Raw genomic sequence first — 25982 nt, 5'->3', positions numbered from 1 at the left:
TGCCTTTGGTGTATTGCTATTTATTATACATCATCGCAGGGAATCGCTCCACCGCCGGATGCGCGGTCGTCCAAGCCGGAAGCGGCGCAAGGGAGCAAGACGGTGAATACCGTGCCGGCCTCGGAGGAGGAAACCGCGATCCGTCCGCCCAGATCGTGAACGATACGCTGGCATATGGACAGACCGAGCCCCGTTCCGTTTTCTTTTGTCGTATAAAAGGGGTCGAAAATGCGATCCAGCGCGGCTTTGGGAATGCCGGGACCCGTATCGCACACCTCGACGGCGACGAAGCCGGCAAGCGCAGGACCGCCGTGGCGCTCGCGAATGAGCAGGCGGCCGCCCTTGCCCATCGCTTCGATCGCGTTTTTCCCCAAATTCAGAAGGACCTGCTTGAGCATCTCCTTGTCGGCCAGCACAGGCGGCAGATCGGGCTTCGTCTCGTATAAGAGGACGATGTCGTGGAGCGTCGCCTCATTGCGCAGCATCGGCATCATCTCCCGCATGACGTAGCCGATACGCATCGCGGACAGCTTCGTTTCCTTGGACTTGCTGAGCAGCAAAAATTCGCCGACCAGCTCCTGAACGCGATCGAGCTCGGACAGCACGATGTGCGCGTACTCCTGCTCCTTCGTCATCTCGCGCTCGTCGAACGATTTTTTCATCAATTGGACGAATCCCTTGATCGCCGTCAGCGGATTGCGAATCTCATGCGCGGTCCCCGCCGCGACCTGTCCGATCATCTTGAGCCTGTCCGAACGGCGCACCTGCTCCTCGAGCATCATCCAAGGCGTGACGTCGTGAAAAAGCAAATAAGCCCCGATCACCTCGCCACCGGAGACCAGCGCGTCCCCGTCGACGACGACTTCGCGGGTTACGCCGTCTTTGGTCCATGCCAGCTTGCGGTTGCGAAACGCTTCTCCCTGTAGAAGAGATCGGCCGAACGGCAGCGGCAGTCCCAGCTTCTCGGCCCAAACGTCCGCAGGCTGCCCGGCCCAGGCAGACCGGTCTCCGCCGAAGATGTCTCCTGCCATCGGATTCGCTTCGACGATCCGAAAATCGGCGTCGAGAAGCAGAACGCCCGTCCATTCGTCGGTCAGCATCCGATTCGCGAACAACCGGACGAAGTGATCCCGACGCGCGCCGGAATCTCCCCGCCACTGCGCGATCGCCCTCGCCGCTCCCCTCTGCTGCTGCCTCTTGTCCCCCATGCCTTCCCCCCCCGCTCTGCCGCTTTGGCCGCTCGCGCTGCCCGCCCTCTCGCGTTGGAATACGCTTACGCAAAAAATGAAAAAACACACCCCGGCGCAGCTCTGTCTACGCTGAGGTGTGTTGATGTTGGAATATGAAATATCGTCCTCGAATGAAGGACCGTGCACCTGCCCTCGATCGATGCCATCCAGCCGTACCTCGCTCGTACGCTCCCGAAGGGCTACCCTTCAGCACAAGAACGTGACCACTTACGGCTGCTTCCTTCCGGACCTGACCGGGTTCATGGGCGTCCCTCGCGAAGGACCCTGCGATCAACGCGCCGGGACGAAGCCGGAACTGCGTGGCATGACCTCAAACAGGAATTCGATCTCGCTATAGCGGATTGCGAGTGACAGGGCACCGCTACCTCCCCATCTAGCACGGCATGACCTAGTATAACGAATATCGCGACCAGGCGCAACTAAGTCCGGCATATCCCTTTGCGGGAATCGTTCCCTGCCGGGAAACTTACGGCAATTGTGCGGCTGCCCGCCCGACGATTCGCAGCATGCCGATGTCAGCGGCCGCCGACCGTCGACACATGAACGTTGTATCTCGGAAAATTAAAGCGGAGCACGGTCGTCGCCTGGTTTTCCACCGTCTGCCGCTGCTGGGCGTCGAGCCCCGGCTTTAACGTCACGGTCACGTAAGCGTCGGCGCCGTTAAAAACGACGCGCGAGCCGGCCACGCCGTTCAGGTTCTGGATCGACGTCGACATCAGCTTGGCGTCGTTGTCGTAAGTGAGCGTCATATGGCGTCCGGGAATGCGCGGATAGCTGCTCGTCCGTCCGAGCAAACCGTCGTCCGCATAGCTCTGCTGCTTGATGGAACTGCTGTTCGAGCCGCCCGAACTCCCGCATCCGGCGACGGGCAGCGCGGCCGCCGCCAGCGCGGCGATCAGCAGCATATTCAGGCGGAATCCCGTTGGTTTAAACATAAAAAAAACCTCCCTTCGTATCCGTTAGGATGCGGAGGGAGGCTGCGCTCTATTCGTGATGATACGGCTTGAATTAGATGCCGTATTTCTTCTTGAACTTGTCGATCCGGCCGCCGGCGTCCAGGAACTTCTGCTTGCCGGTGAAGAACGGATGGCACGCGGAGCAGATCTCGACCTTGATGTTCGGGCGAACCGAACCGGTCTCAAAAGTGTTGCCGCAAGCGCACGTAGCCGTCGTGACGGAGTACTTCGGGTGGATGGCTTCTTTCATCTTAGAATTCACCTCTTCTGCCCTGGAACGCATGCGGCTCCAGAGTTAATGGACATACCCGAACATTATAGCACCAATGCCCGCATCCTGCAACGGAATCGCAAAGCAGCGTCAAACGCCGGCGACGGTTCGGTTTTTCCGCGAGGGCGGGAGATGCGTATAGGAGCCGATCACGACGTCCGGCAGCTCCTCGCGGAAGATCTCGAGCAGCGTCTTCATGCCGTAGATCTCGCCCTTCGCCTTGGGAATCAGGTTCAGATACGCATCGGGATCGATGTTCAGATTGCGCATCTGGATGAGCTTGAGCTTGGTACGGCGCGCGAATTCGATCATCGCTTCGATTTCTTCTTCGCGGTCCGTGACGCCCGGGAAGATCAAATAATTGATCGAGGTATAGACGCCCTGGCTCTCCGCGTACTTCATGGTCTTCTCTACGTTGGCGAGCGTGTAGCCCCTCGGCTTGTAGTAAGCATTGTAGTGCTCGTCGATCGCGCTGATCGTACTGACGCGCATCAGGTCGAGCCCTGCGTCGGTAATGGCGCGCAGGTGGTCGCTAAGTCCGGCATTCGTGTTGATATTAATGTAGCCGTTCGACGTGCGTTCCCGCACCCGCTTGATCGCTTCGATGATCGTCTTGGCCTGGGTCGACGGCTCGCCCTCGCAGCCTTGGCCGAAGCTGATGATCGTGTCGGGCTTTTTCAGATGCTCGAGCATGATGTCGACGACTTCGTCCGTCGTCGGCTTGAACTTCAGACGCGTCTGGGGGGACACGAAGCCGCTATCGTCGGGCTGCTCGGAGATGCAGCCGAAGCAGCCGGCATTGCAGGCGAACGAGACGGGCACGGCACCTTCAAGGCGCTGGAGAAACGTATTGGATGCCGTGAGGCATTCGTAGCCGAGCGCGCAATGGGACAAATGCTGGTACAGCCGGTTGTCCGGGTAGGCGGCGAGCAGCCGGTCCACTTCGACCTCAAGCTCCTTGCGGTCGCAATTGTCCGGATTCCAAGGTTCGGGATCGTCCGTGCCCGCGGCCGCTACGTAGAAGCCGCCGTCTTTCCAGACGACGGCCGTGTAGCCGAACAAGGGAAACATCTGCGACTTGTCCGTTTTCGTGTAGCCCGGAACGTAGAATCGCGTGAAGCCCTGCGGAAGCAAAGCGCCGACCGCCTGGCTGCCCGCGGGCAAAGCCTTCATTTCGCCGGTCTTCGGATTCATCCCGATCGCGCGCGTGTGCGGCAAGCCGACCAGCGTCGCGCCGGCGGGAAGCGGAATCAGTTCGTCTTCAAGCAGCTCGACCAGCCTGTCGCCGCTCCGCGCAACGGCATGAAGTTTATCGTGATCGTATACATTGCCGTGCTCGTCGGCGTAAACCAGGTACATGGCGTATAGCTCCTTTCGTGACTTGGACGCGCCCGGACGATGCCGGGCGCGTCCTGTATGACTTAGGCGGGCTTATTCGCTCGCCGGATTGTTCTTGGTCGTGCGCCGCTGGCGCGGCGCTTTGGCGGGCGGCGCCTCGGCGTCGGGCTGCGTCGCGGGCGCTGCCGGCGCTGAAGGCTCAGGCGCGGCGGATGCCGCGGATGCACCGCTCGCGGCATTGTCCGCGACGTTCGCGGCCGCTTTGGCGGCGCGAGCGCCCGTCTTGGCGCCCGCGGACGCGCGGGTGCGCGTCGCCGGCTTGGCCGCGGCCGTCGGAGCCGCTGCCGGCTCAGCCGCCTGAGGCGCTGCCGCCTGCGGAGCTGCGGCAGCATCCGGCGCCTGCGCGGCAGGCGCGTCTTCGGCCGCCGCCTTGGCAGCGCGGCTGCCGCGGGCCGTTCCGCGCGGCGTCGAAGACGATGCGCGCGCGGACGTGCGCTTCGCGGCGGACGAAGTCTCGCCGGCGGATGCCGGCGCCTCAGGCGCCGCTGCGCTTGACGCGCCGGCCGATGCCGACGCCGCAGGCGCGGTTGCACTTGGCGCGGACGCAGACGCGTCGGCACTCGGCACGGCAGCCGGCGCAGATGGCGTCGCTGCGCCGGTCGCAGGCGCTGCCGCGTTAGTCGCTGCGGCAGCCGTTGCCGAAGGCGTTGGCGCCGTTGGGACAGACGGCTTGGCCGGGGCCGAAGCTCCCGTCGCAGGCGCTGCCGCCTGGTTAGCCCTTGCCGTCGTTCCCGGGGCGGCGCCCGCCGACGGCCGGTTGGAGGCCGCGGAGTCGCTCCCGGTCGCCGGCCTCGAAGTGCGAGCCGCCGCCCCCGTCGAGGACGCTGTCGGCCGCGCCGAGGCTCTCGCCGCGGATGATGCCGACGACGAGGAAGACGGCGTCGTCCCGCCCGTTCTGGGCGACGCGTTCGCGCGCGGCGTCGCTCCCGCCGGTGCCGTACCGCCCGTCGCGGCGGACGCACCTGCGCCCGGGTTCCCTACGCTCGGATTGGTCGATGCCGAAGGCGCGACCGGCGTGCCGTTCCCCGTCCCTGGAGATGCGCTTGCCGGATTCCCCGCCCCAGCCCCCGCGCCCGTCGACGACGATCCGACAGGCGAAGACGGCGCCTGTGAAGCAGGCGAGCCGCCGCCTGCGGACGGCGATGAAGCGCTAGGCCGTCCTCCGTAGGAGGACGTGCCGTTCGAATACGTAGGGCGGCTGCTCGAGTAGCTGCCGCCGCGCGGTCCTGCGTTGTAGCTGCCCGGACGCGACTGGGACAACGGCCTGGAACCGGACGCGCCGGAATAACGCTGACCGCCGGTCGAACTTGCGGTCGAGGAACCATAAGCCGCCGCCCCGGTGCCCGAAGTCCCGCCGGAAGGCGCACTCGCGGAGGCGGATCCGCCGGACGATACCGAACCGCCGGAAGCGGCGTTCCCGCCGGCGGCCGGGGATGCCTGGCCGCCAGTCTGCCCCGGACGCAGCGGTCCGCGGCCAGGCGCGTTCGCGGCGCTGTCCAGCACGGCCAGGAACTCCACGTTCGTCTTCGTGCCGCCCAGCTTGCGCAGGAATTGATCCACGAATTCGATCGAGTCGTTCATGCTCTTGCGCAGCGTCCATACCTTGTCGAGCTCCTCCTTCGAGAGGAGCATCTCCTCGCGGCGCGTGCCGGAGCGGCGAATGTCCAGCGCCGGGAAAATGCGGCGTTCGGCGAGCTTGCGGTCCAGATGCAGCTCCATGTTGCCGGTGCCCTTGAACTCTTCGTAAATGACGTCGTCCATCCGGGAGCCGGTCTCGACGAGCGCGGTCGCCAGAATGGTCAGGCTCCCGCCCTCTTCGATGTTGCGCGCCGCGCCGAAAAACCGCTTCGGACGGTGAAACGCAGCTGGATCCACGCCGCCTGACAGCGTACGGCCCGACGGCGGCACGACAAGATTGTAAGCACGCGCCAGACGGGTAATGCTATCCAGCAAAATAACGACGTCGCGCTTCTGCTCAACCAGACGGCGGGCGCGCTCGAGCACGAGCTCCGCTACCTTAATATGGTGTTCGGGCACTTCGTCGAAGGTCGAGGCGACGACTTCTCCTTTGACCGAACGCTGCATATCCGTCACTTCTTCCGGGCGCTCGTCGATCAGCAGAACGAACAAGTCGATATCCGGACGATTGGTCGAGATGCTGTTGGCGATTTCTTTGAGGAGCAGCGTCTTGCCTGCTTTGGGAGGAGCGACGATGAGACCGCGTTGCCCAAGACCGACCGGGGCCAGGAGATCCATGATGCGGGTAGACAAGCGATGGGGCGACGATTCGAGCACGAGCTTCTGATCCGGGAATAGCGGTGTAAGTGCAGGGAAATGCAAGCGCTCCGCCGCAACTTCGGGCGTGTCGCCGTTGACGAGGTTGACCTGCAGCAGGCCGAAGTACCGTTCGTTCTCCTTCGGCGTGCGGCATTTGCCGGAGACGAGATCGCCGGTGCGCAAGTCGAACTTGCGAATCTGGGAAGCGGAGATATAAATGTCCTCCGCGCTGGGCAAATAGTTGATCGGGCGAAGAAAGCCGTAACCTTCGGGCAATACCTCAAGCACGCCTTCGAGGAACATATGTCCTCCGCGTTCGGCTTGCGCGCGCAGAATGGCGATCATAAGCTCCTTTTTTGATCATCTGGCTGTAGCCTGCGATCTGAAGGTCCTTCGCCAGCTTGTAGAGCTGGGTCAGGCTGAGGCCTTCCAGATCGGACATTTTAAAATCCGTCAATACAATCCCCACTTCATCTTAGGATATGCGCAGCGCCGGAGCGGCTTGCCGCCGCTCAAGCTTCGCGCCATACGTCCGCGCCGAGGCCGCGCAAATGCTCTTCGAGCCTCTCGTAACCGCGGTCGATGTATTCCAAACCGGTGATCTCCGTCACCCCTTCTTCGACGGTCAACGCAGCCACGACAAGCGCGGCGCCCGCGCGCAGATCGGATGCGCGAACCTTGGCGGCGTTCAGCTTGCCGCCTTCGACGATGGCCGAGCGGCCCTCGACGCGGATCTGAGCGCCCATCCGCGCGAGCTCGGGAACGTGCTTGAACCGGTTGCTGTACACGTAATCGGACAAAATGCTGACGCCCGTCGTCTGTGTGAGCAGGCTCGTCATCGGCGACTGAAGATCCGTCGCGAACCCGGGATAGACGAGCGCCTTGACGTCGACTGCCTCGTAGTCTTGCTGGCCCACGACGCGGATGGATTCGTCCATCTCGTAGACGTGAACGCCCATTTCTTGAAGTTTGGCGGTGAGTGCTTCCATGTGCTTGGGAATGATGTTGTCGATGAGAACGTCGCCGCGCGTGGCGGCGGCCATGATCATATAAGTGCCGGCCTGGATGCGGTCGGGAATGATGGAGTGTCTGCAGCCGTGCATGCGGTCTACGCCTTCGATGCGGATCGTCTCGGTGCCGGCCCCTTTGATCTTGGCGCCCATGGCATTCAGAAGCGTGGCCACGTCGATGATCTCGGGTTCCTTCGCGGCGTTCTCGATGATCGTGGAGCCCTTCGCTCTGGCGGCTGCCAGCATAATGTTAATCGTGGCGCCTACGCTGACGACGTCCATATATATTCTAGCTCCGCGTAATTCGTTAGCTTGGATGCGGATAGCTCCGTGTTCGTTGGTTACGATTGCGCCCAGGGCCTCGAAGCCCTTGATATGCTGGTCGATCGGTCTCGGCTCGAAGTTGCAGCCGCCCGGCAATCCGATGGTGGCTTCGCCAAAGCGTCCGAGCAGAGCGCCCATTAAGTAGTAAGAAGCTCTAAGCAGCTTGACCCGGCCGTTCGGCATCGGGATCGATTGAATGCCTGTCGGATCGATGGACAAAGTCTCCTCTTGCCAAGAGACCTCGCAGCCTAGTTCTTGAAGCAATTCCTTGTAAATCTCGACGTCGCTGATATGAGGCAGATTGTCGAGCCTGACCTCGGATTCGGCGAGAATGGCGGCTGGGAGCAGCGCGATCGCGCTGTTCTTGGCGCCGCTGATGGAGACCGTTCCGCGAAGCGGACGTCCCCCGCGTATCATCAGTTTTTCCATGAATGCATGGTCCTCCTCGTAGATGCTTCATCTACTCCGGGGGCGCGTGGCGACCGCGTTCGATGAAGGAAAGGAAAGACGCCCGGCAGGCGTCTTGTCCCGTACGCAAGACAGAGCTCGCCGATCGTCCTTCGCCGGCGGCGGACAAGCCGCGGCGGCGGGACGAATACGGCGACGATCTGCGCTTAAGCTTGGTTGCTGCTGCCGAAGAGACGGATCTTTTCTTGAACGACGGCCTTCATCGCGGTGCGCGCAGGCGTCAGGTATTTGCGGGGATCGATGACGTTCGCGTCTTTGCCGAGCACTTCGCGGATCGCGGCGGTGCAAGCGACTTGGTTTTCCGTGTTGACGTTGATCTTGCCTGCGCCGGCCTGGATCGCCTTGCGGATCATGTCGTCCGGCACGCCGGAGCCGCCGTGCAGAACGATCGGCACGGGGATCTTGGCGACGACCGCTTCGATGATATCATAGTGGATCTTGACTTCGCCCTTGTACATGCCGTGAGCCGTACCTACTGCGATGGCCAGCGCGTCGACGCCGGTCTCTTCGTAGAAACGGATCGCTTCTTCGGGCTTGGCCAGCGAAGCGTCGGCTTCGTCCACGCTCAGGTCGTCCTCGACGCCGCCGATCGTGCCCAGCTCGCCTTCGACGGAAACGCCCATCGCGTGCGCGGCCTTGACGATCTCCTTGGTCAGCTTGATGTTCTCTTCATAAGGGTGGTGCGAGCCGTCGAACATGACGGAGGAGAAGCCTGCGCGAATACACTTCATGGCGATGTCGAACGTGCTGCCGTGGTCGAGATGCAAGGCGATCGGAAGGCCGGATTTCTTCGCTGCCGCCTCCGCGATGGCTACCGTGTACTCGATGCCCATGTACTTCAGCGCGCCTTCGCTGACGCCGAAGATGAAGGGGGATTTTTCTTCCATGGCGGCTTCGGTGATCGCTTGGGCGAATTCAAGGTTGTTCATGTTGAATTGGCCTACCGCGAACTTGTTCGCCTTCGCCTTGGGAAGGAATTCGTTCATTGATACGAGTGGCATTGTGATTCCTCCTGCGCTCTGAATAAGTCGTGTGCTGTCTTACGCCCGACTTGCATGCGACGTTATTATATCACAAATGAAAGTAGGATTGTAAAATGCCTGTACGCGGCAAACGGCCCGCCCCAAAGCCTGAAAAAACGAAAACCGCCGGTCGTCTCCGGCGGTTCCCTTCCCGATATTTCCAGGCATTCTCAGGTGCCCGCCGCGAACCTCGGCGACGGTCCGCCCTCCGTCAGCTGCATATTGACGGCCACCCGCAATTCGTCGATATCGAAGGGCTTCGTGAAGTGCATCAGCGCACCCAGATCGGTGGCTTCCTTGATCATGTCGAGCTCGCCGTAGGCCGTCATCATGATAACCTTGACGTCGCGGTTCATTTCCTTGATCTTTTTCAAAATCTCAAGCCCGTCCATGCCGGGAATCTTCATGTCCAGCAGAACAAGATCCGGGGTATGCGTGCGTACGATCTCCAGCGCCGCGCGTCCGTTCGCCGCCTGGAAAGTCTCGTAGCCTTCGACGCTGAATACCTCGAGCAGCAAGATCCGAATGCCGATCTGATCGTCGACAATTAGCAATCTCTTCTTGGCCACCTCATGATCCTCCTCTTCCTGTTGGTTCCTTCTTCCCGTATTCGCGCCCCGACCGGGAATTCCTTCCTAACTTCTGGCAATTACAAAAAAAAGCTCCGGCTTTTGCCGAAGCTGGAATCGTTATGTTGAAATAATCAAGATTCTGCGCCGGCCAGCGCCGCCTTGACGAATTCGCGGAACAACGGCTTGCGGACGGTTCGGACGGGAGATGAACTCCGGATGGAACTGTACGGCCAGGAACCAGGGGTGGCCCGGCAGCTCCACCATCTCGACCAGCCGGCCGTCCGGGGACGCGCCGCTAATCCTGAGGCCCGTCGACTCGATCAGGTCGCGATATTCGTTGTTGAACTCGTAGCGATGGCGATGGCGTTCGTAAATGAGCTCTTCGCCGTAGCATTCGGCCGCAAGCGTGCCCGGCACGATCTTGCAAGGATAAAGGCCGAGACGCAGCGTGCCCCCCCATGTCCTCGATGTCCTTCTGATCCGGCAGCAGATCGATGACCGGATACGGCGTAGCCGCATGGAACTCGGAGCTGTGGGCGCCGTCCAGGCCGGCCATGCTCCGCGCGAACTCGATGACGGCCACTTGCATGCCGAGGCAAATGCCGAAAAACGGCACCTTGTGCTCGCGCGCGTACCGGATGGCCGTGATCTTGCCTTCGATGCCGCGGTCTCCGAAGCCCCCCCGGCACGAGAATGCCGCCGACGCCGCCCAGCAGCTCCTGCACGTTCGCGGGCGATACTTCCTCGGCGTTCACCCAGCGGATGTTCACCTCGGCGTCCGCGTCGATACCCGCATGCGCGAGCGATTCGACGATGCTCAGATAAGCGTCGTGAAGCGCGACGTATTTGCCCACGATGGCGATCTCCGTCGTGCGCTTCAGCGACTTGACGCGGTTCACGAGCTCGATCCACTCGTCCATGTCGGGCTTGTCCGCTCCGCCGAGCTTAAGATGGCTGACGACATAATCGTCGAGGCCCTGCTCCTGCAGCATCAGCGGCACTTCGTACAGCGTGGAGGCGTCTCGGCATTCGACGACGGCGTTCGCGTCGATATCGCAGAAGAGCGCGATCTTGCGCTTCAGATCTTCGGCCAGCGGATGCTCGGTGCGGCAAACGATGACGTTCGGCTGGATGCCGATGCTGCGCAGTTCCTTGACGCTATGTTGGGTCGGCTTGGTCTTCACCTCGCCGGCTGCCTTGATGTAGGGGATCAGCGTCACGTGGATGTACATGACATTGTCGCGGCCGATATCGCTCTTGATCTGGCGGATCGCCTCGAGGAACGGGAGACTCTCGATATCGCCGACCGTGCCGCCGATCTCGGTGATGACGACGTCGGAACCGGTCTCGCGTCCCGCGCGGAACACGCGGTCCTTGATCTCGTTGGTGATGTGGGGAATGACCTGCACCGTGCCGCCCAGATACTCGCCGCGGCGTTCCTTGCTGATGACGGTGGAATAGATCTTGCCGGTCGTCACGTTGCTGTTTTTGGAAAGATTGATATCGATGAAACGCTCATAGTGCCCGAGGTCGAGGTCCGTCTCCGCGCCGTCGTCGGTCACGAACACCTCCCCGTGCTGATACGGGCTCATCGTGCCCGGGTCTACGTTGATGTACGGGTCGAACTTCTGGATCGTCACTTTGAGTCCGCGATTCTTGAGCAGGCGCCCCAGCGACGCCGCCGTGATGCCCTTGCCGAGCGAGGAAACGACGCCGCCCGTCACGAATATATATTTGGTCACCCTCTGTCATACCTCCTGCATGTGCCCCTGGCATCATGTTAATGGTCTCCAAAAAAACAAAAAAAAGTGACACCCAATTAAATGGGGGCACTTTTAAAAATAACGCTATTGAAATGCCTGCTTGAAAAGCCCAAGCATAAGTTTACCCGCAGACCACAGTGGTGTCAAGCCTTCGGAGCCCGTCGCACTTGAGGTCAAAGGCGTCTCGAACCGCCCCTGAAAAGACCCGAAGCCAGGCTGCGGGCTCGCCGCAGCCAGTCGCGGCAAGGGACGCCGGCCAGTCGTCCCGCAAGGCCGGAATTAACGCGTTTCTTCGTCTTCCTCTTCGTCCGCGTCTTCCTCGTCCTCATCCTCGTCGAAGCCGTCTTCTTCCTCGTCGACTTCGCCTTCGATGCCTTCCTCTTCTTCGGACTCCTCGTCGATCGCGACTTCTTCGTCGGATTCGCCGGCTTCTTCGCCTTCGTCGAAGATCTCCTCGCGGTCTTCGTCGAACAGATCGAAGCCCTCTTCGGCCTCCGTGAAGGTCTCTTCCTCGTCCTCGCCGTACAGATCCTCGTCGTCGAGATCGTCGTCGTCGTTGATGATGCGCGGACGCTTCGCGCCGCCCGTGACCGGATCGTCGGAGCGGTCGACCGGATACCAGCGCTTCAGCCCCCAGACGTTGCTGCCGACGCAAGCGAAGCGGCCGTCGATATTAATCTCTGTATACACCTGCGCGATAAATTCATTGATCTGCTCGGGCGAAAATCCCCCGCAGCTTGGCAATCTCCATCATGAGATCCCGGTAATAGAACGGCGTATTGGCCGCCTTGAGCACCTCGAAGGCCAGGTCGACCATCGGCATCTCCCGGATCTTCTCGGCGTCGAACTTCAGGACGTATTCAGCGCTCACGCTCTAAGTCCCCATCCTCTCTGTATGTTAAACGTTCTTATACCCCTCGGGCGTCAACCTTTAGTTAACCGCATTTGCCGCGAAAATGCAAGTACGGCGGCCTGCGGACAAGGCTTGGCGGGCGACGCGCCGCCACATGCTCCCATTCGTCATTTTCCGCGTTCGAGCGAGGAGGACGGCGCATCCGCCATCCCCGCCGGGCTTGTCCGCCGCGATGCGCACGCCATTAAGCGAAGGCGCCTCGGAGCCGCGCCTTCGCTTAACCGACTGTACCCTTCCGCGCTCCTCGGGAGGAGGAACCTACATGGGTGCGAGAGTCTCTCCGGGGAAACTCCCACTTCATACTATGTGCGGTGAACCGAATTGACACCGCCTGACGCCCAATTTAAGCATCCCCGGGCCATACTCCCAAGCTTCGCTCCGCCGCTGTACATAGTATGGGGAATCTAAGCCGGGAAGGGGGCCAGCACATGAACACGAGCGCTCTCCTTCGCCTCCTCCGGCGCCTGCTCGACGGCGGCGGGGAGCATGGCGCCAGAACGATCGTGCGATTCGCGAGGCCGGAAGACGGCCGCAGGTTCCTGCCGAAGCTGGCCGCCAAGCGAGCAAGCGTCGGCGCGCTGCGCGCCGCCCGTCCGATCCGGGTCATCGGCGGCTTCAGCCTCCCGCTGTCCGCCGCTGCCCTGACCCCGCTGCTAGGTTACGGCTGCCTGCTCGAGGAAGACGCAAGCATCAAGATCAGCCGCGCGCTTCCAAGACCGATCGTCCGCACGGACAGCAAGATGGACATCCCTTGGGGCGTTCGGCGAATCCGCGCGCCGCAAGCCTGGAGCCGCACGACGGGGCAGCGGGTCAAGGTCGGGGTGATCGACACCGGCGTCGACTTCGGCCATCCGGACCTTCGCCATGCCTTGAGCCGCGGCATCAATCTCCTGCAGCGCGCATCGCTGCCGTATGACGACAACGGCCACGGCACCCACATCGCGGGCACGATCTCCGCCGCCAACGCCTCGCGCGGGATGATCGGCGTCGCGCCGCGCACGGAGATATATCCGGTCAAAGCGTTCGATACGGAGGGCTCCGCGTACGTATCGGACATCATCCTCGGGATCGAGTGGTGCGTCCATCACGGCATGGACATCGTGAACATGAGCTTCGGCATGCCGAATCGGAGCGACGCGCTGCTGAAAGCGGTGGAAAACGCGCACAAAGCCGGCGTGCTCATCGTCGCCTCGTCGGGCAACGACGGCAGAAAGGGCCGGATCGACTATCCGGCCGGCTTCGGGCACACTGTCGCCGTCGGCGCCCTCGACCGGCGCGGCCGGATCGCGCGCTTCACGAACCGCAGCGCAGCCATCGATATCTACGCCCCCGGCGCAAAGGTGGAATCCGCCTGGCCGCACGGCCGCCGCCGCGTCATGAGCGGCACGTCGATGGCGACCTCGCACGTCACCGGCGCGGTCGCGCTGCTGCTCTCGCTCCGGCCGGGTCTGTCGCCGGGCCGGATCAAGGACATCCTCCGCCGATCCGCGAAGCCGCTCGCCTACGACAAAGCTCCCCCCGGGGGGCCGGGGAGCTCGATGTGCTGCGGATGCTGGAAGTCGCGGGCGATTCTTCCGACGGAGCGGGGCGGCCGCCGCCGGGGGACCGGTCGGCAGGGTCGAAGGCGCTATAAGCGTAGCCGGGCGGGCCGATGCCAGCGATGTCGCTAATGCCTTTTGTCCGCCGCCCCCCAGTGCCTTTAGCGGCTTGAAATGCCGCTTGCGACCGATTGCTTCCTACATCTGCTCCGGCGCGGAGACGCCGATCAGACGCAAACCGTTGGCCAGCGCGTGACGCAGCGCGGCCAGCAGTTGGAGGCGCGCCTGGCTCTGCGCGGCGTCCTCGGTGATGACCCGCTCCGCGCGGTAGTAGCTGTGGAACAGCGCGGCCAGCTCGTACACGTAGCGCACGATGTGGTGAGGCGCGTAGTCTTTCGCCGAATCGGCGACGACGGCGGGGAACTCGCCCATTTTGCGCAGCAGATCGTATTCGTGCTCGGTCGCGAGCAGCTCCAGGTTCGCTTCCGTCACCGGCAGCACGGCGACGCCTTGTTCCTCCGCCTGACGGAAAATGCTGCAAATGCGCGCATGCGCGTACTGCACGTAGAACACCGGATTCTCGTTGGACGTCGAAACGGCGAGGTCCATGTCGAAGTCCAGGTGCGTATCCATGCTGCGCATCGTGAAGAAGTAGCGGATCGCGTCGACGCCGACTTCGTCCATCAGATCCTCGATCGTGATCGCCTTGCCCGTACGCTTCGACATTTTCACTTTTTCGCCGTTCTGGAACAGGCTGACCATCTGCGCGATCAGCACCGTCAAGCGCTGCGGGTCGTGGCCAAGCGCCGCCATCGCCGCCTTGACGCGCGGGATGTACCCATGGTGGTCGGCGCCCCAGATGTTGATCAGCTCGTCGAAGCCGCGCGCGAACTTGTCCATATGGTAGGCGATGTCGGGCGTCAGGTACGTGTAGCTGCCGTCGTTTTTGACGAGCACGCGGTTCTTGTCGTCCCCGAACGCCGTCGTGTTCAGCCAGACCGCGCCTTCTTCCTCGTACACGTGGCCCTGCGCGCGCAGCGCTTCAAGCGCGCCTTCGACCTTGCCCGTCCGATAAAGGGAAGTCTCGCTGTACCAGCTGTCGAAGCTTACGCCGAACCGGCCGAGGTCGCGCTTGATCTTGTCCAGCTCGCGCTCAAGGCCGTAGCTGCGGAAATAGTCGAAGCGCTCTTCGTCCGTCTTTTCCAGCAGCCGCGCGCCTTCGCGCTCCGCCAGCTCCTTGGCGAACCCGACGATATCCTCGCCGTAATAGCCGTCCTCCGGCATCGCCGCGTCTTCGCCGAGCGCCTGGCGGTAGCGCGCCTCGATGGAGCGGGCCAGGTTGTTCACCTGGTTGCCCGCGTCGTTAATATAGTATTCGCGCGATACGTCGTAGCCCGCAAACGCAAGCACATTGCAAAGCGCATCGCCGACCGCGGCGCCGCGCGCGTGGCCGAGATGCAGGCTGCCCGTCGGATTCGCGCTGACGAATTCGACCTGCACCTTGCGTCCGCCGCCGGCGTCCGTACGGCCGTAAGCCCCGCCCTGCTCCAGCACGGAAGCGACGACCGGCAGCAGATAGCGCTTGTCCATGCGGAAATTGATGAAGCCCGGTCCCGCGATCTCGGCGGACGTGACGTTCGCCTTCGCATTGTCCAGGTTCTCGATGATCGCGGTCGCGATCTCGCGCGGATTTTTCTTGGCGATGCGCGTCAGCTGCATGGCCGCGTTGGTGGCCAGGTCGCCGTGCGCCTTGTCCCGAGGCACCTCGATGACGATCGCAGGCACCTGCTCACGCTCCACGACCCCCCGCCTTGACCGCGGCGTCCGCGATCGCTTCTTTTAACGTCTCGTATGTCTGCTCCAGCACGTTCATGACCCTATTCCTCCCGTATATCCAGTCCGATCTCGAACCGGCCCATCTCCTGATCGTCGCTGCGCATCTCGTAGCGCCAGAACAACGTGCCTCCGGCATCCGTCAACGCCGCCGACAGCTCGTGCGTGAACGCCTCCACGGCCATCGAACCCTGCGGCAGACGCACTGCGCCCGGCGTCGAAGCGCCCAGGCGAAACGTCTGCTCGACGCCGACCTCGCCCTGCCGAACGACGCGCACGTCGCCCTTCAGCACCGAGACCGTCATCGCGTCCGGGCAGCGCAGCACCCAGCCCGTCGCCATCTTGAACCACTGTCCGGCCAGCCGTTCCTCCGTCCATGCGCCCGCGTCGCCGTCCTGGCGGCTCCGGAACAAGACCGACACCCGCTTGTAGTCCGGCATTCCGATCCGCTCCCGTCTGTCCGATTGTCTGTTATTACTATATACACAACGCTCTTTGAATTCAACGACGGAGGACGCTCGCTCCTCTTGCTCCCGCCGCCTCCGCATGCTATGATATGGGCCAATATCCGATCGACGATGAACGGGAGAGTACCGGATCGCATAGCCGTACCAGAGAGCCGGGAGGGTGGGAGCCGGCACGGCGGGATCTTCGGGAAACGGACCCGGGAGTCGGTCGCCCGAACCGGCGCGGCGCGTGAGCCGCATGTCCGGCAGTAGGGCGATCCGGCCTTGCGGCCGTTATCCGTTCGAGCGGCGTTCCGCGCAGTCTGTCTGCCGGGGCGCTATAAGAGTGGTACCGCGGACCGACCTCCGTCTCTTGATGAGACGGAGGTTTTTTGCGTTCGGATTGTGCGTTTCGGATAGCGGAGCTCGTTTGGATATGACGTTCCGATTAAAGCGAAGGAGGACCATCGACATGTTGTTGGAACAAGCCGCAGCGCTGCTGCACCCCCACGTACCGTTAGAAAAGGAGGCGCTGCTCCGACGGCTCGAACGGCCGCCCGAGCCGAAGCTCGGCGACGTCGCGTTCCCTTGCTTCGTCCTGGCGAAGCAACTTCGCCGCGCGCCTGCCGCGATCGCCGCGGAGCTGGCCGAGACAGTCGCCGCCGCCGGCAAGGGCGTCCGCGCAGAGGCCGCGGGCGCTTACGTCAACCTGTTTTTCGATCCCGCCGTCTGGGTCGGCCGGATCGTCGATGCCGCCCTCGAGCCCGATTACGGGCGCGGCGGCGAGGAACACGTTTCGCGCGTCGTCATCGACATGTCCTCGCCCAACATCGCCAAGCCGCTGGGCGTCGGCCACCTGCGCTCCACGATGATCGGTCATGCACTGGCCAACCTGTACAGAGAGACCGGGCATGCAGTCACGACCGTCAACCACCTCGGCGATTGGGGGACCCAGTTCGGCAAGCTGATCGTCGCCTATCGTCGCTGGGGCGGCAAGGCCGCGCTCGATGCCGATCCGATCGGCGAGAGCCTGCGGCTGTACGTCCGCTTCCACGAGGAAGCGGCAGACCAGCCGGCGCTGGAAGACGAGGCGAGAGAAGCTTTTCTGCGCCTGGAGCAGGGAGACGAGGAGACGACCGCGCTGTGGCGCTTCTTCGTCCAAGCGAGCATGAAGGAGTTCGATCGCGTCTACGCTCGGCTCGGCGTCCGGTTCGACGCGGTGCTCGGCGAGAGCTTTTACAACGACAAGCTGGAGCCTGTGCTGCATCGCCTGCGTACGCTAGGACTGCTCGAGGAGAGCGACGGCGCGCTCGTCGTCCGGCTGGACGAGGAAGGGCTGCCGCCCTGCTTGATTCTTAAAAAAGACGGCGCCACGATCTATCCGGTTCGCGACATCGCGACCGCGATCTACCGCAAGCATGCGATGAAGGCGGACCGGCTGCTGTATGTGGTGGGCGCCGAACAGCAGCTGCATTTCAAGCAAGTATTCGGGGTACTCGGAAAACTGGGAGAGCCGTGGACGGGAGACTGCGAGCATGTGCCGTTCGGCTTGATGACCGTGGAGGGCAAGAAGATGTCCACCCGCAGGGGGAAGGTCGTCTTCCTGGACGAGGTGCTGGACGAAGCGGTGCGCAGGGCGCGCGGCATCATCGCGGCCAAAAGCCCGAATCTGCCGAACGCGGACGAAGTCGCCGAAGCCGTCGGCATCGGCGCGGTCGTATTCGGCGATTTGAAAAATCGCAGACAGTTGTCGGTGGACTTCAAGCTGGAAGAGGCGGTCAGCTTCGACGGCGAAACGGGACCTTACGTGCAGTATACGCATGCGCGGATCGCCAGCCTGCTGCGCAAAGGCGGTTTCGGACAGCCGCCCGCGCAGGAGGCGGCGGACGACGCAACGCTTGCGGGAGACGCCGTGCTCCCTACGGCAGATGACGCATCGCTTGCGCCGGACGCTGCGCTTCTTCTTACGGCGGATGGCGCATCGCTTGCATCGAACGCCGCGTTCCTTACAACCGGTGAAGCGCCCCTTGCGGCAGACGCGGGCGTTGCCATGACAGAGTCCGCTTGGACTTGCGCCAAGCGGCTCACGCAGTGGAGCGATGCCGTGAGCGAGGCCGTCCGGGACAACGAGCCTTCGGCCGTGGCCCGCTACCTGCTCGAGCTCGCTCGCGACTTCAACCGCTTCTATCATGACGGCAAAGTGATCCGTCCGGACGACGCGGCTGGCACGCTGGCGCGCTTGCGCCTGTCGGCGGCGGTCGGGATGCTGCTGGGCCGCGGCTTGAAGCTGCTGGGCATCGCCGCCCCGGAGCGCATGTAACCCGGGTCGGCGACAAGGTGGTTGTGCGTGTAGTGGAGGGGAGACTCCTCCTTAGGCAGAAAATGCCTGAGATAGCCAAGAAATTCGGTTATCTCAGGCTTCGCTGCGCCCCTGGCATTAGCCGATAAAGCCGGCTATCTCGGGTCTCGCCACCACTTTGACACCGCCGTTAGCCGATAAAGCCGGCTATCTCGGGCCTCTACACTACTCAGACACTTCCGTTAGCCGATAAAACCGGCTATCTCGAGTCTCGCCACCACTTTGACACCGCCGTTAGCCGATAAAGCCGGCTATCTCGCGCCTCTACACTACTCAGACACTTCCGTTAGCCGATATAGTCGGCTGTCTCGGGCCTCTACACTACTCAGACACTTCCGTTAGCCGATATAATCGGCTGTCTCGAGCCTAACCGACTCACTGGCACCAGTAACTCCGTACAGAACGTGACATCTTAGCCGGCATTAGCGCCCAAAGGCGCTTATACGCGGCCTTGGCACGCGTTTGGCGGGCGCGCTAGCGCCCAAAGGCGCTTATCCACGGCCTTGGCACGCGTTTGGCGGGCGCGATAGCGCCCAAAGGCGCTTATCCACGGCCTTGGCACGCGTTTGACGGGCGCGATAGCGCCCGAAGGCGCTTATCTACGGCCTTGGCACGCGTTTGGCGGGCGGGATAGCGCCCAAAGGCGCTTATCTACGGCCTTGGCACGCGTTTGGCGGGCGCGATAGCGCCCAAAGGCGCTTATCCAAGGCCTTGGCACGCGTTTGGCAGGCGCGATAGCGCCCAAAGGCGCTTATCCACGGCTTCGGCACGCGTTTGGCGGGTGCGATAGCGCCCAAAGGCGCTTATCCCAGCCACGCGCCACCCCAAGCCTAGCGGACCTACGCTAGCAGACTCGCGCTTAGCGAACCCGCGTCTCCGTCAGTTGGAACTGTCCGACCAGCTGCCGCAGGAACGCGGTGATGCCCTCGACGCTGTGCGACGTATGCCGGACGCCGACGATCTCGCCCATCAGCGCTTGCACCTTGGTCTCGACCTCGGCCGAGATGGCGCGATTCTCCTTGCTGACGGCGGCGATTTTCTCCATCAATGCGACGACCTCGTCCACGACTTGCGTCTTCAAGGCTTCCTCCGACTTGGCGGCGGCGAGCGTCTCGGACGCGACGGCGACCAGCTCCGTGCCCTCTTCGACCACGCGGGTCCCTTCTTCCATCGAGGCGGAAGCTAGCTTGGCCTGGTCGTATATCTTGGCCACGATAGCGTTGACTTCTTCCGTCGACCGCCGCGTCGAGTCGGCCAGCTTGCGGATCTCGCCGGCGACGACGGCGAAGCCGCGCCCGTGCTCGCCGACGCGCGCCGCCTCGATGGAGGCGTTCAGCGCGAGCAGATTGGTCTGCGCCGAGATTTCCTCGATGACGGCAAGCACGCTGCGGATCTCGCCCGCCGTATCCATGAACAGGCGGATCGTGCCGTTCGTTTGCGCGACGCGGTCCGAGATTTGCGACATCTTGCCGCCGATCCGTTCGACTTCGCCTTGGGCGACTTCAATTTGCTCCGCCGCCTTCCGTTCGAGCATGGCGAGCGTCTCGCGCATCTCGCCCGCCACGTCCTTGGCGACGTCGATATCCTTCAGTTGCCTGCGGAGACTGCGGATCATATCGTGAATGCGCTCGCTCACGCGCTCGGTCGATCCGGCCGTAGAAGCGGCTGTCTCGTACATGAGGCGCTGGCTGCTGGATACGTCCGAAGCGGCAAGGCGCACCTGCAGCATGATGCCCTCGAGCGAGTCGATCATGTTGTTGATCCACTTGGCCAGGTCCCGGATCTCGTCGTCGTCGTAGTCGGCCGTGCGTATCCGCTGCGTCAGGTCGCCCTTGCCCTCGGCGTTGATCCGGATGAACTTGCTCAGGCTGCGCAGCGGCTCCGAGACGCGGCGGTCGCTCCTGCGGGACACCATCGCGATGCCGGCCCAGCCGGCAACGAGCGACAGCGCCAGCTCGCAGACGGCGGTCCATATCGGGGACACCTCCGAGGCGAGGAAGCCGACCAGCGCTGCCGATAACGCGGCAATCGGAATCACGCCCATCCACAGCGGTCTCGCGAGCCGGACCGACACGCTGCGAATGCGATAGACTTCCTCCAGGTCGCCCTCGCACATCATGCCCCAGCGGTCGGGACAATGAGGAAGCTCGAAGGTCACGCCTTTGCCGATGACGGGGATGTGGCGGTAATCCGAGTATCCCGGAAATTCGACGAAGAGGTTGCTGCCGTTGCGGATCGTGCTCGCGACGCCGGGATGGAGCTGCCCCGTGGCCGGATCGGTGAACATGAGCTCGAGCTCGGTGTGCTCCTTGACCGATACGACGCCCCAGTCGGTAGTGACGCCGTCCTTCAGGTTTTCGCCGTGCGTGAAGGTTCTGTCCTCGAACCGGCTGCGCGACAACGCGGTGCCCGGCGCAATGTGCGTGTTCAGCGAAGGCTTCGCCATGAACAGGTAGTTGTCCCCGGAATCGGGATAGACGTGGCCGGATTCGCGCTGGATGAGATCCCCGATGACGTCGTTCGGCACTCTTCCGCACAACGCGCCTTGCCATTTGCCGTTTTCCGTCAACGGAAGAATGAAGAGCAGCGTCATCTTGTCGTGAAACGCGGAAGACCGGGCTCCGATCTCCACCGTGATCGGATCGGGGTAAGGACCGAACAGGCAAGGACGAGCGCCGCCGCCTTTCGCATACTCCATGCCCGCCGCGAATCCGGCGCCGCTGCCGTAATTCCGTCCCTCGTGGGACGCATGGGTCGAATAAGCGACCGTACCGGCGGCATCGGTCAAAAAAGATCTCGGTAAAATCGATCGCGCGCGTATACGCCGAACCGATCAGCTTTTCCACCGCTTCGCGGGAAGCCCCGCCGCCTGCGAACGACGGGCCGCCGTCTTGCGAGCGAAGCTGCTCCAGCAGACGGTCCAGGTGGCGCCAGTAATCCGTCGTCCAGTCCTTCAAAAGCTGCATCCGCGTCTCCGCGATGCCTTCGAAAATATCCTCGATATCGCTTTTCAGTCTTTTGTTGAGCCTGTACGACCACCACAACGGGAGCCCTTTTTTAAAGCCGAGCCAGTCGAACATGCCGCCACCCCATTCTCTGTATATGATGTAAATAATAATAACACCAAAAATGACGAATTTCCTTACTTTTCCGAATATTCTCGATGATTTGATTTAAAAATGTTAGTTTTTATAACGTATTCGCAAAATAAAACACGCAAAAAGCCCATCTCCATATGGAAATGGACTTTTCCGCCCCTTGAATGCCGGATTACTTGGTCAGATCCTCGACGAACTTGGGCAGCGCGAAGGCCGCATGGTGCAGGCGAGGCGTGTAGTACTTCGTGTCGAGCTCCGGCAGCTTGGACGCGTCGACCTGGAGCGGATCGTGCTTTTTTGCTGCCCATCGTGAACGTCCACAGGCCGCTCGGGTACGTCGGGATGTTCGCCGTGAACACGCGCACGATCGGGAACACTTCCTTGACGTCGCGGTTGACGCTTTGGATCAGGTCCGCTTTGAACCAGGGGTTGTCCGTCTGCGCGACGAACAGGCCTTCTTCCTTCAGCGATTCGAAGATCCCCTGATAGAAGCCGCGCGTGAACAGGTGCGCCGCAGGGCCGACCGGCTCGGTCGTATCGGCCAGGATGACGTCGTACGTGTTTTTATGATCGAGAATGTGCTTGAAGCCGTCGTTCACCTGCACGTCGACCCGCGGATCTTCGAGCTTGCCGGCGATCGAGGGCAGATACTGCTTGGAATATTCGATGACCTTGCCGTCGATGTCGACGAGCACCGCTTTTTTCACCTTCGGGTGCTTCAGCACTTCGCGGATGACGCCGCCGTCGCCGCCGCCGACGACCAGCACCTGCTCCGGATTCGGATGCGTGAACAGCGCAGGGTGCGCGACCATCTCGTGATAAACGAATTCGTCCTTGACGGTCGTCATGACCATGCCGTCCAGCACCAGCATGTTGCCCCACTCTTCCGTCTCGATCATCGCCAGTTCTTGAAAATCGGTTTGCTCGTGCACGTATGTTTGCTTGACCTTCGCCGTGATGCCGAAGTTTTCGGTTTGCTTTTCGGTGTACCACAATTCCATGGAGGACATGGGATCCCTTCTTTCCGCTCGGATTCGACTAAACAAGTTGTATTATAGGGGATCGCGCGCAAAAAAGCAATGCGGATTCGGTCGGACGGCGGAATAAGACCATGCCGACTTTTCCATAATAAGGGGTGAGTGTGTTCGGAATGTCACGTTAAACGTCGACCTGTGTCAGACGATCAAAAAGAATCGCTCGGCGCGAAGCCCGCAACATTCGCATAAGGCGCAAAGGAGGATTCGCATTGGACATGCACTCGGAAAAAAGGGCGGCCGGCCGGGAGGGCGGAGGCGTTCCCTTGCACGCGGAAGCGACGCCGCGACCGGAACGGCCCGAACGTCCGCAACGAGCTGGCGGCGGCAAAGGACGCAGATTCGGCTGGCGGAAGGCACTCGGCGTCGCCCTGCTGCTGTTCGCTTGCGGGGCCGTCGCAGCCGAGCTGGCGCTCCGGTTCGGCAGTCTGCCGATGGCCGAGCTGCCCCAGTCGACCCGCATTCTGGACGCGAACGGCCAGGTGCTGTCCTCGCTGCAGGGCGGCGTCAACCGGCGGACGGTGGCGCTGCGCGATATCTCGCCCTGGCTGACGAAGGCGACGCTGGCGGTCGAGGACCGCCGGTTCTATTCGCATTCGGGCGTCGACCTGCGCGGGCTCGCGAGGGCCGCGTGGGTCGACGCGCGCCATCTGTCCCGCGAGCAGGGGGCCAGCACGCTGACGCAGCAGCTCGCCCGCAATCTGTATCTGAGCCACGAGCGCACCTGGACCCGCAAAGCCAAGGAAGCCTGGTATGCGGCCATGCTGGAGCGCAAGTACAGCAAAGACAAGATTCTCGGGATGTACCTCAATCAAATTTATTACGGAAACGGCGTTTACGGCGCCGAGGCGGCGGCGCAGCTCTACTTCGGCAAGCCCGCCGCCTCGCTCAGTCTGGCGGAGAGCGCCTTGCTCGCCGGCATCCCGAAGGGACCGCGTTATTATTCGCCGTATACGCGGTTGCCCCAGGCGCTTCAAAGGCAGCGCATCGTGCTGCAATCGATGGAGGACAGCGGCGCGATCGACGCGCGGCAGCGGCGGCAGGCGCTCGCCGAGAAGATCGTCGTCCGGCCGATGCCGGACAACCGCGGGCAGAGCGCGCCGTACTTCGCGGATTACGTGCGGAAGCTGGCGGCAAGCAAGCTCGGCATCGAGGAGCGGCTGCTTAACGAAGGCGGACTGCAGATCTATACGACGCTCGACAGCCGGATGCAGCGCGAGGCGGAAGCGGCCGTAGAGAAGCAAATGCCCAAGAACAGCCAACTGCAAGCCGCCCTCGTCTCGATCGATCCTGCGACGGGATACATCAAGGCGATGGTAGGCGGCCGCCATTACGTGGACAATCCCTACAATCGCGTCTTCGCCGCCACGCGCCAGCCGGGCTCCTCGTTCAAGGCGGTCGTCTACGCGGCCGCGCTCGAGAGCCGCGCCGTGACCGCCGCCACGACTTTCCGCAGCGAGCCGACCGTCTTCTATTACGACGACTACCGCAAGGTGTACCGGCCGAGCAATTACAACGACCGCTACTTCGGCGCCGACATCGGGCTGCGGCAGGCCATCGGCACGTCGGACAATATTTTCGCGGTTCAGACGCTCATGAAGACCGGTCCCGATGCGGTCATCGCGATGGCGCGCAAGCTCGGCATCGCCTCGAAGATGGACGCCGTGCCGTCTCTCGCGCTCGGGACGTTCCCGGTCAGCCCGTACGAGATGGCGTCGGCATACGCCGTGTTCGCGGCCGGCGGCGTGAAACGGGAGCCGACGGCCATCCTGCGCATCGCCGACAGCGGCGGGCACACGTTGTACGAAGCGCGCCCGAGGGCCGAGCAGGTCGTGTCTCCCGCGCTCTCCTACGTGCTGACCGACCTGCTGGGCAGCGTGTTCGAACCCGGCGGCACCGCCCGGCGCGTCGCCCATCTGCTGCACCGGCCGACGGCCGGCAAGTCGGGCACGACGAGCTCGGATGCCTGGTTCGTCGGCTACACGCCGGACTTGGTCACGTCCGTCTGGGTCGGCTACGACAAAGGCAGGGCCATCACCTCCAGCGAAGCGCATCGGGCCGCCCCGATCTTCGCCGAGTATACGGAGGCCGCGCTGGCCGGCGTGGCGCCGCATGCCTTCGCGGTGCCCGAGGGCGTCGTCTCGACGGACATCGATCCCGCGTCGGGACTGCTCGCTTCCGCCGCGTGCCCGACGCGCGTGCATGCGGCCTTTCTGGCCGGCACGGAGCCGACCGGCACCTGCGGCGAAGATCCCGGAGCCGCGGCCGGGGACGACGGCGGACCGCAGTCGCTCTGGCGCAAGATTCGCGGCTGGTGGAAGAGCTGACGAGCCGGCGATGCGCGTCGCGATTTCGAATACCGGACGTTTCCCAGAACAGCACCTCAGCCTCACTAAAAAAGACTGCCGAGCCCGCGCGGGAAATTCCCGGCGATCTCGGCAGTCTTTCCTTTTGCAGCGAGGACGATTAAGCCAGCTGATCCTTCAGCTCGTCCGGCGAACGGTCCCACCACTCGAAGTTGTGCGATTGGAGCAGCCGGCGGAGCGCCGCCTTGTCGTCTTCGCCCAGATCCTCGAGCAGGAACTTGCGCTTGAGCGCGCGGTCCATGCGGTTCACGTGCTCGGCCAGCACCTTCCAGCCGCGGCGCGCCTCGGTGTCGACGAGCATCTCGCACGCCGTCGCGCCGCCGTAGAAGCTGCCCCGCTCGTCGCGGTCGACCGCCACCCACACGATCCACACCTGGCGGCCGTTCGGGACGTTTTCTTTTTCCGGCGAAAACTTGATGCCCTTCTCCACCTTGCTCTTCGCGTGCATCGCGCCCACGTCGATATACGCCTCGCCCCCCGTCGATGATGACGGGCGACACCTGGCTGAGGTCGATGCTCCCCCGCGCCGAAGCCTTTATGTTCTTTACTGCTCACTACATTCAGCGCCAGCTTCTTTTTTTCCGGCTTGGGCTGTTGTTCGTTCGCGTTAATATCCACGACTCATCCTCCATCCTGTTCCGCTAATCTTTATTTTATCGAAAAGCAGGGCAAAAAGCACCCAGCGGCGCCGCCTCCGGAACCGCCCTATTGCCGCAACGCCCGCACCTCGCCGAATCCAACCGCAACGATCGACTCCTCCCCCGTCTTGCCGCTCTTAAGAAAAAACGTCAGGGGCAGATCGAAGGGGACGCTTTCGCCTCTGCCGATCGCCCTGACAGCCACTTCAATAGGCCCCGTGTCGTCTCCAGCGTCATTCTTTCGCCGCAATGCCTGCAAATATACATCTTTTTATGCCGATGTCGCCTCGTCTAAACAGGATAGATGCAAAAGCGCAGTTATTTCCCTTCATCAGCCCAATTTCCGGCTTGCGCCTAGCATTTACCTGCACATTTGGTTACTACTTAGGTCCTCTCGTGTCGTGACTCTACAAAAAAAGGATTTTTAGAGATTGGTCTTGAATTAG

General features: G+C 62.5%; 13 protein-coding genes, 1 other RNA gene and 6 pseudogenes. 4 read left to right on the top strand and 16 right to left on the bottom strand.

From position 1 onward, the window contains the following. Positions 1–23: 23 nt before the first annotated feature. The 11 genes and pseudogenes from OMP40_RS08415 to rpoE form a co-directional block, all read right to left on the bottom strand. Positions 24–1208, bottom strand: a complete 1185-nt coding sequence (locus OMP40_RS08415; protein WP_277530671.1) for a two-component system sensor histidine kinase NtrB — start codon at positions 1206–1208, stop codon at positions 24–26. 160 nt (positions 1209–1368) lie between these two features. Beyond that, positions 1369–1632, bottom strand: an RNA gene (gene ffs, locus OMP40_RS08410) — signal recognition particle sRNA large type. A 133-nt stretch (positions 1633–1765) separates the two neighbouring features. Further along, the gene (locus OMP40_RS08405) at positions 1766–2185 is read right to left on the bottom strand and encodes a hypothetical protein (protein WP_277530669.1); all 420 of its coding nucleotides are present in this window, start codon (positions 2183–2185) and stop codon (positions 1766–1768) included. A 73-nt stretch (positions 2186–2258) separates the two neighbouring features. After that, complete coding sequence (gene rpmE / locus OMP40_RS08400; protein WP_090117667.1) at positions 2259–2456, bottom strand: 50S ribosomal protein L31; 198 nt, start codon at positions 2454–2456, stop codon at positions 2259–2261. Between the two features lie 111 nt (positions 2457–2567). Continuing rightward, positions 2568–3836 (bottom strand): radical SAM protein, encoded by a 1269-nt coding sequence (locus tag OMP40_RS08395; RefSeq protein WP_277530664.1) that lies wholly within the window; start codon positions 3834–3836, stop codon positions 2568–2570. 1515 nt (positions 3837–5351) lie between these two features. Beyond that, positions 5352–6594: pseudogene (gene rho, locus OMP40_RS08390) on the bottom strand (transcription termination factor Rho); the annotation flags it as partial. A gap of 70 nt (positions 6595–6664) precedes the next feature. Continuing rightward, positions 6665–7915, bottom strand: a complete 1251-nt coding sequence (locus OMP40_RS08385) for a UDP-N-acetylglucosamine 1-carboxyvinyltransferase (RefSeq protein ID WP_277530661.1) — start codon at positions 7913–7915, stop codon at positions 6665–6667. Positions 7916–8100: 185 nt separating this feature from the next. Next, a complete protein-coding gene (gene fba, locus OMP40_RS08380) occupies positions 8101–8955 on the bottom strand; it encodes a class II fructose-1,6-bisphosphate aldolase (RefSeq protein WP_277530658.1) in 855 nt (284 codons plus the stop codon). 191 nt (positions 8956–9146) lie between these two features. Next, positions 9147–9545 (bottom strand): response regulator, encoded by a 399-nt coding sequence (locus OMP40_RS08375; RefSeq protein ID WP_090117655.1) that lies wholly within the window; start codon positions 9543–9545, stop codon positions 9147–9149. 134 nt (positions 9546–9679) lie between these two features. After that, positions 9680–11290 (bottom strand): annotated as a pseudogene (locus OMP40_RS08370) (CTP synthase). 300 nt (positions 11291–11590) lie between these two features. Then, positions 11591–12182 (bottom strand): annotated as a pseudogene (gene rpoE / locus OMP40_RS08365) (DNA-directed RNA polymerase subunit delta). 470 nt (positions 12183–12652) lie between these two features. On the opposite strand from rpoE, the gene OMP40_RS08360 reads away from it, so the two are divergent. Then, the gene (locus OMP40_RS08360) at positions 12653–13894 is read left to right on the top strand and encodes a S8 family peptidase (protein WP_338131065.1); all 1242 of its coding nucleotides are present in this window, start codon (positions 12653–12655) and stop codon (positions 13892–13894) included. A gap of 66 nt (positions 13895–13960) precedes the next feature. Here the strand turns inward: OMP40_RS08360 and argS (OMP40_RS08355) are convergent. Beyond that, positions 13961–15635: pseudogene (argS, locus tag OMP40_RS08355) on the bottom strand (arginine--tRNA ligase). Between the two features lie 4 nt (positions 15636–15639). After that, the gene (locus OMP40_RS08350) at positions 15640–16035 is read right to left on the bottom strand and encodes a YwiB family protein (RefSeq protein WP_277530654.1); all 396 of its coding nucleotides are present in this window, start codon (positions 16033–16035) and stop codon (positions 15640–15642) included. Positions 16036–16513: 478 nt separating this feature from the next. On the opposite strand from OMP40_RS08350, the gene argS (OMP40_RS08345) reads away from it, so the two are divergent. Further along, a complete protein-coding gene (gene argS / locus OMP40_RS08345; protein WP_277530652.1) occupies positions 16514–18361 on the top strand; it encodes an arginine--tRNA ligase in 1848 nt (615 codons plus the stop codon). 898 nt (positions 18362–19259) lie between these two features. On the opposite strand, the gene OMP40_RS08340 is transcribed toward argS (OMP40_RS08345), so the two are convergent. Beyond that, positions 19260–21188, bottom strand: coding sequence for a methyl-accepting chemotaxis protein (locus OMP40_RS08340; protein ID WP_338131064.1), 1929 nt, complete (start codon positions 21186–21188; stop codon positions 19260–19262). 103 nt (positions 21189–21291) lie between these two features. Between OMP40_RS08340 and OMP40_RS39855 the strand changes: the two genes are divergently transcribed. Continuing rightward, positions 21292–21567, top strand: coding sequence for a hypothetical protein (locus OMP40_RS39855; RefSeq protein ID WP_338131063.1), 276 nt, complete (start codon positions 21292–21294; stop codon positions 21565–21567). A 103-nt stretch (positions 21568–21670) separates the two neighbouring features. Here OMP40_RS39855 and speE read toward each other — a convergent pair. Continuing rightward, positions 21671–22499 (bottom strand): annotated as a pseudogene (gene speE / locus OMP40_RS08335) (polyamine aminopropyltransferase). A gap of 251 nt (positions 22500–22750) precedes the next feature. On the opposite strand from speE, the gene OMP40_RS08330 reads away from it, so the two are divergent. Then, positions 22751–24859: a transglycosylase domain-containing protein gene (locus OMP40_RS08330; protein ID WP_277533051.1), complete on the top strand. Its 2109-nt coding sequence runs from the start codon at positions 22751–22753 to the stop codon at positions 24857–24859. 139 nt (positions 24860–24998) lie between these two features. On the opposite strand, the pseudogene OMP40_RS08325 reads toward OMP40_RS08330, so the two are convergent. Beyond that, positions 24999–25510 (bottom strand): annotated as a pseudogene (locus OMP40_RS08325) (YwhD family protein). Between the last annotated feature and the right edge of the window lie 472 nt (positions 25511–25982).

The organism is Cohnella rhizosphaerae (genome assembly GCF_029525575.1).
In the GTDB taxonomy this organism is placed as follows: Bacteria; Bacillota; Bacilli; order Paenibacillales; family Paenibacillaceae; genus Cohnella; species Cohnella rhizosphaerae.
Note: the sequence above shows the minus strand (reverse complement) of the source record. Positions and strands in the feature narration are given on the sequence as shown.